At 57.6% G+C, this 12,632-nt stretch carries 10 protein-coding genes and 1 pseudogene; 8 read left to right on the plus strand and 3 right to left on the minus strand.

What is annotated here, in order from left to right; all coding sequences use genetic code 11:
* The first annotated feature begins 255 nt into the window (after nucleotides 1-255).
* The 3 genes from LKX83_RS17095 (at nucleotide 256) to LKX83_RS17105 (ending at nucleotide 5,357) form a co-directional block, all read left to right on the plus strand.
* The gene (locus tag LKX83_RS17095) at nucleotides 256-1,200 is read left to right on the plus strand and encodes an ROK family protein (RefSeq protein WP_227883504.1); all 945 of its coding nucleotides are present in this window, start codon (nucleotides 256-258) and stop codon (nucleotides 1,198-1,200) included.
* A 269-nt stretch (nucleotides 1,201-1,469) separates the two neighbouring features.
* The gene (locus LKX83_RS17100) at nucleotides 1,470-2,162 is read left to right on the plus strand and encodes a queuosine precursor transporter (protein ID WP_227883505.1); all 693 of its coding nucleotides are present in this window, start codon (nucleotides 1,470-1,472) and stop codon (nucleotides 2,160-2,162) included.
* 336 nt (nucleotides 2,163-2,498) lie between these two features.
* The gene (locus LKX83_RS17105; RefSeq protein WP_227883506.1) at nucleotides 2,499-5,357 is read left to right on the plus strand and encodes an S-layer homology domain-containing protein; all 2,859 of its coding nucleotides are present in this window, start codon (nucleotides 2,499-2,501) and stop codon (nucleotides 5,355-5,357) included.
* A 295-nt stretch (nucleotides 5,358-5,652) separates the two neighbouring features.
* Here the strand turns inward: LKX83_RS17105 and LKX83_RS17110 are convergent, their stop codons facing one another.
* Both LKX83_RS17110 and LKX83_RS17115 read right to left on the minus strand, forming a co-directional pair.
* Nucleotides 5,653-6,816 (minus strand): response regulator, encoded by a 1,164-nt coding sequence (locus tag LKX83_RS17110; RefSeq protein ID WP_227883507.1) that lies wholly within the window; start codon nucleotides 6,814-6,816, stop codon nucleotides 5,653-5,655.
* 142 nt (nucleotides 6,817-6,958) lie between these two features.
* Nucleotides 6,959-7,948 carry an acrylyl-CoA reductase family protein gene (locus LKX83_RS17115; protein WP_227883508.1) on the minus strand — a complete coding sequence of 330 codons (990 nt, stop codon included), beginning with the start codon at nucleotides 7,946-7,948 and terminating at the stop codon, nucleotides 6,959-6,961.
* A gap of 211 nt (nucleotides 7,949-8,159) precedes the next feature.
* Here LKX83_RS17115 and LKX83_RS17120 point away from each other — a divergent pair, with 211 nt between their 5' ends.
* Both LKX83_RS17120 and LKX83_RS34425 read left to right on the plus strand, forming a co-directional pair.
* On the plus strand, nucleotides 8,160-8,372 hold the full coding sequence (locus tag LKX83_RS17120; protein ID WP_227883509.1) for a hypothetical protein: 213 nt from the start codon (nucleotides 8,160-8,162) through the stop codon (nucleotides 8,370-8,372).
* A 12-nt stretch (nucleotides 8,373-8,384) separates the two neighbouring features.
* Nucleotides 8,385-8,975 (plus strand): annotated as a pseudogene (locus LKX83_RS34425) (ABC transporter permease); the annotation flags it as partial.
* Here the strand turns inward: LKX83_RS34425 and LKX83_RS17130 are convergent.
* Complete coding sequence (locus tag LKX83_RS17130) at nucleotides 8,893-9,456, minus strand: TlpA family protein disulfide reductase (RefSeq protein WP_227883511.1); 564 nt, start codon at nucleotides 9,454-9,456, stop codon at nucleotides 8,893-8,895. The pseudogene LKX83_RS34425 and the gene LKX83_RS17130 sit on opposite strands and share 83 nt — an antisense overlap.
* Nucleotides 9,457-9,524: 68 nt before the next feature.
* On the opposite strand from LKX83_RS17130, the gene LKX83_RS17135 reads away from it, so the two are divergent.
* The 3 genes from LKX83_RS17135 to LKX83_RS17145 all read left to right on the plus strand — a co-directional run bounded on the left by LKX83_RS17135 (nucleotide 9,525) and on the right by LKX83_RS17145 (nucleotide 12,623).
* Nucleotides 9,525-9,827, plus strand: a complete 303-nt coding sequence (locus LKX83_RS17135; protein WP_227883512.1) for a hypothetical protein — start codon at nucleotides 9,525-9,527, stop codon at nucleotides 9,825-9,827.
* Between the two features lie 323 nt (nucleotides 9,828-10,150).
* Nucleotides 10,151-11,326: an MFS transporter gene (locus tag LKX83_RS17140; protein ID WP_227883574.1), complete on the plus strand. Its 1,176-nt coding sequence runs from the start codon at nucleotides 10,151-10,153 to the stop codon at nucleotides 11,324-11,326.
* Between the two features lie 346 nt (nucleotides 11,327-11,672).
* The gene (locus tag LKX83_RS17145; RefSeq protein ID WP_227883513.1) at nucleotides 11,673-12,623 is read left to right on the plus strand and encodes an ABC transporter permease; all 951 of its coding nucleotides are present in this window, start codon (nucleotides 11,673-11,675) and stop codon (nucleotides 12,621-12,623) included.
* Nucleotides 12,624-12,632: the final 9 nt, after the last annotated feature.

Below are 12,632 nucleotides of genomic sequence, written 5' to 3' on the forward strand. Positions count from 1 at the left end.
GTACGGTTATCGGAGGGGCGAGTCCACGAAACTTCGATCACGACGGAACCAAGTGCCGCGGAAACATGAGGGTCTCCCTTTTGTTATTTGGCTTTATCCATGGTAAAATGAAACCAAATTATTCCTTCTGGGGGGCTTTGCCTTTTCGGAAGGGATGACAGGGACTACGCATCAGAGAGAGCGGCGGTCTGGCCAAGCGGTCGGGGGCCGCTCGTTTTTTGCGTTTGGGAGCGCATACCGGAAGGAGCAACCGACATGGCGGAAAAAGTGCTGGCAGGAATCGATCTGGGAGGAACCAAGCTGCTCGCGGTATTGGTCGACGGGGAGGGCAGGGTGCTCGCGTCGGACGAACAGCCCACGTACGCGGATCAAGGCGCGGATCGGGTCATCGGCCGCATGGTCGAATTGGTGAACGGATTGCTGGGCGAGCGTTACGAACTGACCGGCGTCGGCGTGGCGACGGCGGGGACGCTGAATCCGAACGGAGGCCTCATCGAAATCGCGACGAATCTGGGCTGGAAGGACGTACCGCTCGGCCTGGAGCTGGAGCGCCGACTCGGCGTCCCGGTCACCGTGGAGAACGACGCCAACGCGGCCGCTTACGGCGAGTGGAAAGCCGGGGCCGGCGTAGGGACGCAAGATTGCGTCTTCATCACCGTCTCCACCGGCATCGGCGGCGGGATCGTCAGCGGCGGGCGCCTTGTGCGCGGCAAGACGGCGAGCGCCGGCGAGCTGGGCCATATTACGATCGATTGGAACGGTCCGAAGTGTCCCTGCGGCAACGTCGGTTGTCTGGAGCTGTACGCGTCCGGCACCGCGATCGGTCGCGCGGCGGCCGCGGCGGCCGAAGCCGATCCGATCCGCGGAGCCAAGCTGCTGGAGTTGGCCGGCGGCGTGAAGATGACGTCCCGCCACGCGAGCGAAGCTGCCAAGGCCGGCGACCCGCTGGCCGCCGAAGTGCTGCGCGAGGCGGGGAGAGCGCTGGGCGCGGGACTCGTAAGCATGGTCCATATGGCGAATCCGGAGCTGATCATCCTCGGCGGCGGCGCGTCGCACATCGGCGAGCCGCTGCTCGGGCCGATGCGAGACATGCTGGACGAGCGCGTCATCGGCTCGATGGGACGCGGCGTTCGCATTGTGCCGCCGACGCTCGGCACGGAGGCCGGGGCCATCGGCGCGGCACTCATGGCCGGCGCCTAAAGCTTGGTGGAGTGGGGACGTCGCGCAAGGCTGCGATGGGGGGCCGGATGGCCGCCGCGATCGCCGCCCTGCGCGGCGTTTCTTTTTTTTCGAGGCGGTTCGTGGGCGGACCGGTCCCCGATCGCGCGCACCCGTTCGTGCGAATCTGCCGAACCGAAAATTGGCGGATGGCGCGGAACCCTTCCTGTGCTATAATGTTAGGCATTGCCTCGGGACACGAGGCCGCGGTTCGCAAACTCCCGCGTTATCAAAACTAGGAGGCATTTTTCATGTTCAACTTTCTTTGGGGGGTCCTCTTCGTCGCGGTCAACTTCGCGTTGTTCCTTGCATGCTACCGCCTGTTCGGCAAAAACGGGCTGTACATGTGGATCGCGGCGGCGACGGTGCTGGCCAACATTCAGGTCGTCAAGACGATCGAGATGTTCGGCATCGTCATGACGCTCGGCAACACCATTTACGCGACCATCTACCTCACCACCGACTTGCTCAACGAGAAGTACGGGGAGAAGGAAGCCAAGAAGGCGGTCTGGTTCGGCTTTTTCACGATGATCATGTCGCTGATCATCATGCAGATGGTGCTCGTCTTCAAGCCCGCCCCGGGCGATCTGGCCCACGAGTCGCTGCAGACGATTTTCGGCATGGTGCCGCGAATCGTGCTCGGAAGCCTGTGCGCGTATTTTATCAGCCAGTTCCTCGACGTCCGCATCTTCAGCCGCCTGAAAAAAGCGTACCCCGGCCGCACCCAGTTATGGATCCGCAACAACGGCAGCACGGGCGTCAGCCAGTTGGTCGACACGCTCGTCTTCTGCTCGATCGCCTTCGCCGGCGAGTATCCGTGGGGCGTCTGGTGGGAGATCGCGATTACGACGTACGTGCTGAAGTTCGTCATCTCCGTCGCCTCGACCCCGGTCATCTATTTGGCCCGGAGCTTCAAGTTCAAAGAAGAGCAAGCATCGGCATAAACGCAATCGCCCCCGTCCGGGATTCGGATGGGGGCGTTTTTATAACAGTCCGAAGCCTGTAAAGATTTTGTATAGTTTCTTATGTTACGATCGCATCTGTCGAAAGAACATGGATTTTATCGAGATATAGGGATTGAGGTGCTTTGGCTCCCTATCGGACAGGAGGTGGGAATGAAATAAGAACGGGCGGTTGTATTACGGAGGTTGGAGTTGATTTTTTTATGGGAGAAAGATGGGCTTAGGACGGAATATATTTTGACATCAGTCGGTCAAGTAGGGCAGCAGACATCAAAAAGCTTTGCTGCCAAGGATTCTTAAACACGAGGAGGAAAAGATATGAAGTTGCCAGGCTACAAAAAACTACGAGCGGATCTACTGGCTCTGCTGCTGATCTTCACCCTCATCTTGGGAGGCGCCTCTTCTGCTTTCGTATCGCAGCATGCAGAAGCAGCCACCGATTCGGGAATATTCGCATCCGCAGGAACTACTGCATCCCAAGGCAGTACCCCTGTAGTCGTTGATGAGAATTTAATGATCAACTATACCGACAATTTGCCAGGCGCTACGGTTGTCATAGACCATTTTAAAAGCGGAGATTCCTTATCCGTCGATGAAGGAGTGGCTTCAAGCAGCGGCATTACGGTAGATAAAAGCAATGCTGCTAATGGGATTTTAATACTTGAAGGCAATGCTTCAGCAGCATTTTATCAAAATTTATTAAGATCCGTTCAGTTTTCAACCACATCTACTGATGTAAGCGACAGAACGATCGTGTATTCATTTGGCACCGCGCTGCCTTACAGCGGGAACGGTCATTTCTATTATTATATTTCCCTGCCAGCAGCCATTACTTGGGACAATGCAGTAGCATCGGCTAGTGTACAAGGCTACTTTGGGCGGCATGGTTACCTCGCAACCATAACAAGTCAAGGCGAAAATGATTTCCTCGCGCAAAAAACGCAGGGTGTTGGTTGGATTGGCGCGCAAGATATTGGTCGGAAAGGCGGAGAAGCTGTCACTGTTCCGGGTGCTGGAGACTGGCGTTGGGTGACAGGCCCCGAAGGCTTGGAAGACGGCGGGAAGGGCAGGCAGTTCTGGAATGGTTACGATCCGGGAAGTTCAGTAGGTGCGTACGCAAACTGGGATTCAGGCGAGCCTAACAACTATGGTGGATCTGAGTATGTTGCCCATATTTTTGGCGGGACAGAGGCTAATGCGGGCAAGTGGAACGATTTTAACCCCGGCAACGCTGCTGTCAAAGGCTACATCCTCGAATACGGCGGAATGCCGAATGACGACACCAGTATTCAAATAAGCACGACCAAGACGATTTTCACGCCCGGCATCAAGAGTGTAACGTCGGCGGTTTCTTCCGTGTATAGCGGCGCCGGCTCCATAACCGCAACCCCTCTTAATGAAAATACGGTTATGACGGTTACAAATGCAGACGGGAGCGCCGTTGCAGGGCTCAGAGCATTTGACCAAAACGGCAATGAAATTACGGCCGACGCAAACGGTTGGTATCCGAGCAACGGAAGTCCGATTGTATTTCAGCCTTTATTGCCGGGCGGAACTTACAAAGTAGCCGCTGCAGCGACATCGCATGCAGGTACTACAACGCCAAGTACGGCTTCTATTACACAAAGTATTACATTGCCGACAGCAGGCGATAACGTTACGGCAGGAAAGGATTCGGGACATCCCGGTCAAACGACAATTACGGTAAATCCATCATCGACTCTGGTTAAATATGCGATAGCCGATGCGCAAGGCAATGTGGTAAGCGATTGGAAAACAGGCAACGGTTCGGATTTAACCTTTGATAATCTTAACCCGGGTACCAGCTATCAAATTGTGGCGATTCCTGTCGATGAGGGCGGCAATCCCCCTGTATCGGGCGTGAGCGGTACGCGAGTCTTAACGCCAGTTGCGCCAGTGGATGCAAACAACATTTCGAGAGTGCCGTCAAACACAGCCGGCAGCGACCTGATTCAGATTAACAATACTGCACCTACAATCCAGTACGCGCTTGTAGATAAGAGTACAGGCAAATACGTTGATGTTAACGGTAATCTGTCTACTGAACCTGTTTGGATCAGCGGAAACGGAGGCACATTATCCTTTCAACCTGTGGATGCCGCAAAGACTTATCAAGTCTTAGCCCAGCCCATACCGGCAGCAGGCGAGATTTCGCCGATGCCAACAAGCGGAACGGACGTATTTCCAAATCAAACCGGCGGTAACCCGGGGAGCGGGAGCGGGGGCGGAGACGGAGGCGGCAACGTCGGTTCCACCGTCACGATTGATCATGTGACAGGCGGAAAAGTGACTGTAGACAATGATAAAGCTAAGACCGGTACAAAAGTGACCATTACAGTTACACCTGATGCCGGATATACACTGGACAAGTTAACGATTACGGATGATAAAGGGAATGCAATCAACTTTACAGACCTTGGTAACGGTACTTACACGTATACCCAACCGAATAGCGCAGTTAAGATTAACGCTACGTTCAAAGCTTTAGACAAGGCACCGGCACCTGCTACCGATACAGGAGTATCAAAATTGCTCAATACGGTGGAACATTTTGCCTATTTAAGCGGGTATAAGGATGGAACCATTCGGTCGGATGCCTCCATAACCCGTGCTGAAGTGGCTCAGATGTTCTATAACCTTCTAAAAAATCAGGATGTAAGCACTTCGGGAATTCACTTTGCTGATGTACCCGACAATGCTTGGTATGCAAAAGCTGTAAACACCTTAGCAAGCCTTGGTATTATTAAGGGCTATGAAGATGGCGCCTTCGCACCCAATAAGGCCATCTCTCGCGCAGAGTTTACAACCATAGCAGTAAGCTTTTCGAATAAAGCTGCAGGCAATAAGAGCTTTACAGATGTATCGAACGCCCATTGGGCATATTCCAGCATAGCAACTTCAGCGGAATATGGATGGGTAAATGGCTATCCGGACGGCACCTTTAACCCGGATAAAACCATCACTCGCGCAGAGTCTGCTACGATTGTAAACAGAATGCTTGATCGTCAGCCTGATAAGAAAGCCATCGATGCGTCTACCGGCATCAAAGTTTTCAAAGACCTTTCAAGCGGCTACTGGGCATACTATGACATCATGGAAGCAACCAATGCCCATCAATACGAAAAATCAAACGGTATGGAAATTTGGGCACCGTAACAAAACGCCATTGAAGAAGTAAGCTCAAAACAAGAAAGCCCGCCAATGTTTCGTGTATTGGCGGGCTTTCTTTACATTCCAGATAACGGTGAGCGTCAAGTAGCCCCCATCACGCAGGGAGTCGGCCTGTTAATGTCAATCGGCGGCTGCAACAAATGTATGGGAACGGCTTGCAAATTCGGAGTTATCCGGATCAAGGCACGGCCGTTTCCTTTGGCGTGCCGAAGCGAAGCAAGAGGAATGTCAAGCTCTGGCGGTTGCAGGCAGTTGGCTTGGAGGAGGGGAGGCGAACGATTCAATAGCCTCCCTTCTCCAGGTTAAGGTGTGCCCTGGCACTGCCGTTTGATTCAAACTTTTGTGCCAGCTTGTCGGTCAAGCTAATCCGCAGCTCATTCGTAAACAAATCATCCAGCATACGGTAGTGCCTCTCTGCTTCTTCGCGCCGTCCGGTTGCCATATAAAGCTTGATCAGTGCAAGTCCGTCGTCTTCGTTATACGGATCCGCACCCTGAATTCGTTCGTATACCACGAGCGCTTCCTCCAGCGCTCCTGCTTTCTCATAGAATCGGGCTAACGAACGGGCGTGCTGATACCATAGCTTCCGTAGCCTTTCGCGTTCGTTCTCCGCCCACCAATAACCGTGCTCCTGAAAATAGTCCCCTTCATATAGCTCAACCAGCCGCAGCAGTTCAGAGTGATTGTCGGCCAAACTCCCTCCGCTCGCCTGTTGCAAACTGCTTTCCCATTCATCCACGTCAACCCAAATGCGGCTTGCGTCGAGCACGTAACCTTCCTGGATTGTCAGATTGCGGATTTGGACATCCATGCCCATTTGCTGCAAACACTGTCTGACGTGATAAATCGATGTGTACAATTGCCTCATCGCCTGTTTCATGTCGAGCTCCGGCCACAGCAGCTCCAGAAGCGTTTCCTTGAGGACGATATTGCCGCGATGATGCAGCAGATAAGCAAACAGATCCTGCGTTTTTGCCGTCCGCCATTTCGGAATTTCAGGAGACCCGCCGCTGCGCTGAAAACGGAGAGACCGCAAACAGAAAATGCGGGAAGGCTCCGTTGACCGGATATCTTCTTGTTTATGAAATCGTCTTTGCATGAGTCGTTTTATCGTTTGATCCAAACGAGCTCGAAGCAGCGGCTTGAGCAAATAATCGACCGCACCCAGATCGAACGCTTGGATAGCATATTCGTGATATGCCGTTACAAACACAATATCGGCTCCCGGACAAGCCTCCTGTGCCAACTCCACTGCATCCATTCCCGATAGTTCCGGCAAGTGGATATCGAAAAATACGGCATCCGGCTGAAGTTCCGGCATACTCGCAATAGCCTTCCGCGCATTTTGAAACGAGCCGACGACCGAAATCCCGGAATATCCCGATAGCATTCGCTGAAGTTGATTTAGCACCAGCGCTTCGTCATCCACCAACATAATTTTCATATTTTCACGCTCCATAATATGCGTACATGGTTTTCAGCGCTATCTGACCCGTTATACCCATACTATCGAGATTTTGGCGGCGGATGATTAGAACTTGTCCGAATAAGCCGAGCAGCTGCGGAAAAAATAGCACTATTATTCGCTACAGCGCGACGAGCACGCGCCCGCGCATTTCGCCGCGCAGAATCGCGTCGAACGCCGCCGGCAGCTCGTCCAGCGTCGTCTCGCGCGCGATGGCGTCGAGCAGGCCGGCGGGCTTGAGCTCGCCCGCGAGGCGCTCCCACGTGCGCAGCCGAAGCGGCATCGGGCAGAGCACCGAGTCGATGCCGAGCAGCTGGACGCCGCGCAGAATGAACGGGTAAACGTTGGCGGCGAAGTCCGGCCCGCCGGTAAAGCCGCTCAGCGCGACGCCGCCGCCGTACCGCACCGTGCCCAGCACGTGCGGCAGGAAGCTGCCGCCGACCGGGTCGACGGCGCCGGCCCAGCGCTCGCGGTGGAGGGCGCGCCCTTCGGGCATGCGCAGCGCCTCCGGCGCAAGCACCTCGCTCGCGCCCAGCTCCCGGAGGAAGCCGTGCTCCTCCTCCTTGCGCGTGCTGGCCGTCACCTCGTACCCGCGCCCGGCCAGCATCGACACCGCCGCGCTGCCGACGCCGCCGGTCGCGCCGGTGACGAGCACGGGGCCTTGGCCCGGCGCGAGGCCTACCTCCTCCAACTTGTGGATGGACAGCGCGGCCGTAAAGCCGGCCGTCCCGAGCGCCATCGCTTCCTTCATGCTAAGTCCCGCGGGCAGCGGCACGACCCAACCGGCGGGGACGCGCGCGTATTCGCTATAGCCGCCGAAGACGGAGACGCCGAGTCCGTATCCGGTGACGAGCACCTCGTCGCCTTCCTTGAACCGCGGATCGCGAGAAGCGGCCACCACGCCCGCCAGATCGATGCCGGGCACGTGGGGAAACTGCTTCACGATAGGACCGCCCGGCACGACGGTCATGCCGTCCTTGTAATTGACGCCCGAATAATACACCCGGATCGTCACGTCCCCTTCCGGGAGCCGATCCAACGAGAGCTCCTGCACCTCAACCGATAGCGAGTCTCCTTCCCGATCGACGACCAAAGCCCGAAACGAATTCATGCGTCCACGCTCCTTATGAATTTCCAAACGAATCCTAAGCTGATAGATTGCGGTTGACAGATCCGGCCGGCCGGTGCTATTGTACGAGATGACTACCTACTAATATTATCGGAATAATAATAAAGCCGTCTACCGGTCTAACCGGCGACCCATCCATGTTGGATCGGGTCTTTTTTTATTGTCCGATATCGAAGGAGGATTTGCAACACATGTGCGCCTGCTCCTGCTCGGGTACCTGATCGGGGCGGCGTTCGGACTTGCGACCGGCATCCTCATGGGCTGGTACCGCCAGTTCCAGTATTGGATCAATCCGTTTCTGCGCTTCATCGGTCCGATCCCGGCGACGGCGTGGATCCCCGTCGTGCTGTCGGTGTTTCCGTCGAGCTTCACGGCCAGCATCTTCCTGATCGTGCTTGGCACGTAGTTCCCCGTCACCGTCATGACCTGGTCGGGCATCGCCGGCGTGAGCAAGTCGTTTTTCGAAGTGGCCAAGACGCTTGGCGCGGGAGAACGGTACCTGGTGCTCCGCGTGGCGATCCCCGCCGCGTTCCCGCTCATCTTCATCGGCCTGTTCGTGGGGCTCGGCACTTCGTTCGTCACGCTCATCGTCGCGGAGATGCTCGGCGTCAAGGCGGGTCTCGGCTTCTACATCACTTGGGCGCAGGGCTGGAGCTGGTCGGGCTCAAAGGGTTCGAGAAGGCGCCATCTTCGAGATTTGGCCCAAGGTGGCGAGCCATTACCAGGCGAATGCGAAGGCGGGCGGCAAAGGAGGCTACGTCTTGAATGGGCAGTTATCGGAGCCGGGTACCTACTACGTCATCGTCCATCTGACGCCGAAGGCAACGGGAACGATGACGAGGAAAAAAAACGCCCTGGCTCGCCGGCCTCGTGCTCGCCGCGGCGATCGCGACGACGGCCGCCCGCAAGGCGCGGCGCAAGCGGGGCTAACCGCCCGTCCCAAGCAGCCGCTCGGCGCGGCGGTTCAGCGCGTCGGCCGGCAGCGCTCCCAGCACGCCGTCCACGATGACGCCCTGCCCATCGATAAAGAACGTCGTCGGGATGGGCCGGATGCGGTAGCGGCGGCTGATCTTGCCGTCCTCGTCCAGCAGGACGGGGAAGGCAAAGCCGTGATCCTTGACGAAGCGGCGGGCGTCCGACTCGTTGTCGGCCGCCGTCAGATTGACGGCGAGGATCTGCAGGTCCCCCTTATGCCGCTCGTGCAGCTGCTTCAGACTCGGCGCCTCGTCCTGGCAGGGGCCGCACCAGGACGCCCAGAAATTCAGGATGACCGGTTTGCCGCGGAACTGGCCGAGCGTGTATATTTTCCCGTCCATGCCCGTCATCTTGAAGCCGGGCGCGAGCGCGTCGATCTCCGGCGCTTCCTTCCGCGCGGCGGCTGGAGCGGCAGCATCCGCGCCGGCATCGCCGCCGGCGAAAGAGCGGCAGAGGATGTACGTCGCGGCGCCCGCCGCGAAGAGCAGGGCGAGCCAGGTTTTCTTCTTGATCATGGGGACACGTCCTTTCGGGTCTTCCTGTCAATATGTCCCATTGTCCCGTTTTCCAACCAAACCGTTCCATGCTTCACCTCGCGTTGACCAGGCCGCTGGAGACCGAAAAGGCGGCCGACTGGGTCGGCCGCAACGCGAAGGAAACGGCCGAAATCGAAACCAACCTCAAGTACGTCTCCGCCGACGCGCCTACCAACCAGAAGCTCCTCGAAAGCTATCATTGGAAGCCGGGCGTCAAAGCGGCGCAGGAGAGCGCGAAATTTTTCATCAAATATCAGAAGCAGCTCGGCATTCTGGACGCTTCGACGGACGAAGGCAAGCTGTACGACCGGCTGTTCTTCGAAGCGATTCCGGATTTCAACGGGCATTGATCTGAGAAAGGTTAGGTGCGCATGCGGCGAGCGGGGAAGTCTGCGTGGTACGTTCGCGGCCGCAGCGAGCGGTATGGGAGGACAGGGCCGGCGGGGCCTTGTCCTTTGTCGCTAGCGGGCGAGGGGACGGGGAGATAGCGCCGATCGACGCCGCAAATTATCCTTGACTTCCCGGGACGACGCTTCTAAACTTTTGATTCATCAGAAGCCTTGCTTCGCCCTCCTTCAGGATCGCGTAACCGACAAGGCGAGGAGGGACCCCGATCGTGTCAGCTTCCACCGCCACGGAGACGCGCAGCGCCGCTGCCGCCTCCGTCACCGTCATGCCCGTGCTGCTTGCCATCAGTTTCGTTCACATGATGAACGATTCGATGCAGGCGGTCGTACCCGCCATGTACACCGTGCTGGAAAAGTCGCTCAGCTTGTCCTATGTCCAGGTAGGGTGGATTACGTTTGCGCTCAACATGACCTCGTCCGTCATGCAGCCGGTCGTCGGCAGCTACACCGACCGTACCTCCCGGCCTTACCTGCTGCCGCTCGGGATGGCGTTCAGCCTGCTTGGCATGGTCGGGATCGCGCTGGCGCCCGCCTTTTGGAGCGTGCTGGTCGCGGTGCTGTTCATCGGCCTCGGCTCCGCCATCTTTCACCCCGAGGGATCGCGCGTCGTCTACTTTGCGGCGAGCGGCAAGCGCGGCTTCGCCCAATCCGTCTACCAGGTCGGCGGCAATGCCGGCAGCTCGCTCGCGCCGCTCATGGCGTACGCCATCTTTATCCCGTTCGGCCAGTTCGGCGCCATCTGGGGAACGCTGTTCGCGGGGCTCGCGATCGCCGTTCTGCTCGGACTCGTGCCCTGGTACCGCAAGCAGCTCGACAACTGGAAAGCCTCCGGCGCCAAAAAGGGCGCGAAGGGCGGCGTCGGACTCGAGCGGAAGAGCCACCCGAGGGTCGTGTTCGCGATGAGCTTGCTCGTCTTCATCGTGTTCGGGCGGTCCTGGTACCACTCCGGGATCAGCGGCTACTACCAGTTCTATCTGATCGAGCACTACGGACTGACGACGCAGCAGGCGCAGATTCCGACGTTTTTGTTCCTGGCCGCGGGCGTGCTCGGGACGTTCCTGGGCGGGGTGACCGCGGATCGGATCGGCCTGAAAAACATGATCGTCTTCTCCATCGCGGGCGCCATACCGTTCTCGCTCATGCTGCCTTATTTGCCGCTGTGGCTCGTCTATCCGGCCATCTTTTTGCTCGGCCTCATTCTGCTGTCCGGCTTCTCCGTCGCGGTCGTCTACGCGCAGCATCTCATGCCGGCCAAGGTCGGCATGGCTTCCGGGCTCACGACCGGCCTCGCCTTCGGCATGGGCGCCATCGGCGCCGTCGTGCTCGGCCGGGCCGCGGACCTGTTCGGCATGACGAGCGTCATGCAGACGATCGGCTTCCTGCCGTTCGTCGGCCTGCTCGCCATCCTGCTGCCGTCCGACCGGAAGCGGTATGAGGGTTGAGGGGGTCGAGGTGCTTAACTAGCTTGGCGACAGATAGTGATGAAAACCGCCGAACGCTTGCGTTCGGCGGTTTTGTCATTCGTTTGGAGGAGGGAGAACCACGCCTACCCAAGCCGCCAGATAGGCCGCGTTTCCGCCATCCAAGGGGGAAAACCGTTCGCTGCGGGTAGAAATCCGTTCGCCGTCAAGCAACGGGAGTCCGCAACCCGCAAACGGCTGTGTATCCCGCTGTTACCGATAACCCTATTACAATAGACATCAGATCGAACACAACAAGGCCACTCGCGTCCGAAATGGAAAACGATTTCTGTAAGCGGTTTAGCGAGTGAATGGCAGGAGGGGTCCCATGAAACCGGCAGTCCGTACGGACAGTTTGCTCGCCCGAGGCGGGAGAGGAATACCCGATCGATACCGGCTGTTTTTGTATGCGCTTCCTTTTTTGGTGCTGGTCTTTTTGTTCAGCTATTTGCCGCTCTACGGCTGGATTTACGCGCTTTACAACTATCGTCCAGGATACACGTTAAGCAACTCGCCGTTCGTCGGCCTGCACTGGTTCCGCTCCATTTTCGCGAATCCGACGCAGACGCAGGAGGTGCTGCGCGTCATGCGCAACACGCTGGCGATGAGCAGTCTCGGCATCCTCACCTCGGTGCTCCCGGTGGCGTTCGCCGTCCTGCTGTCGGAAATCCGCACGATGTGGTTCAAGAAGACGGTGCAGATCCTGACGACGCTGCCGAACTTCATCAGCTGGGTGCTGGTGTACTCCATCGCGTTCATGATGTTCAACGTCGACAACGGGCTGATCAACAAGATCATGATCGACTTGGGCTTGCAGGACCGGGGCATCAACTATTTGGCCACGGACAGCCACACCTGGCTGGCGATGATTCTGTGGAGCACGTGGAAAGGGCTCGGCTGGGGCGCCATCATGTACATCGCGGCGATCACCTCGATCGACCAGGAGCTGTACGACGCGGCCAAAGTCGACGGCGCGGGCCGGTTCCGGATGATGTGGCACATCACGCTGCCCGGCATCATGCCGACCTTCTTCGTCCTGCTGCTGCTGTCCATCGCGAACTTCATCAACAACGGCATGGAGCAGTACTTCGTCTTCCAGAATGCGATCAACAAGGACCATATCGAAGTGCTCGACCTCTATGTGTACAATACCGGGATGCTGGGCGCCAACTTCTCGTTCGCCACGGCCGTGAGCATGCTCAAATCCCTCGTCAGCATCGCGCTGCTCTTCTTCGCCAACCGCATGTCCAAGTGGGTTCGCGGCGAATCGATCATCTGAATCCAACTA

It is taken from the genome of Cohnella baijiui (assembly GCF_020731285.1).
Classification (GTDB): Bacteria; Bacillota; Bacilli; order Paenibacillales; family Paenibacillaceae; genus Cohnella.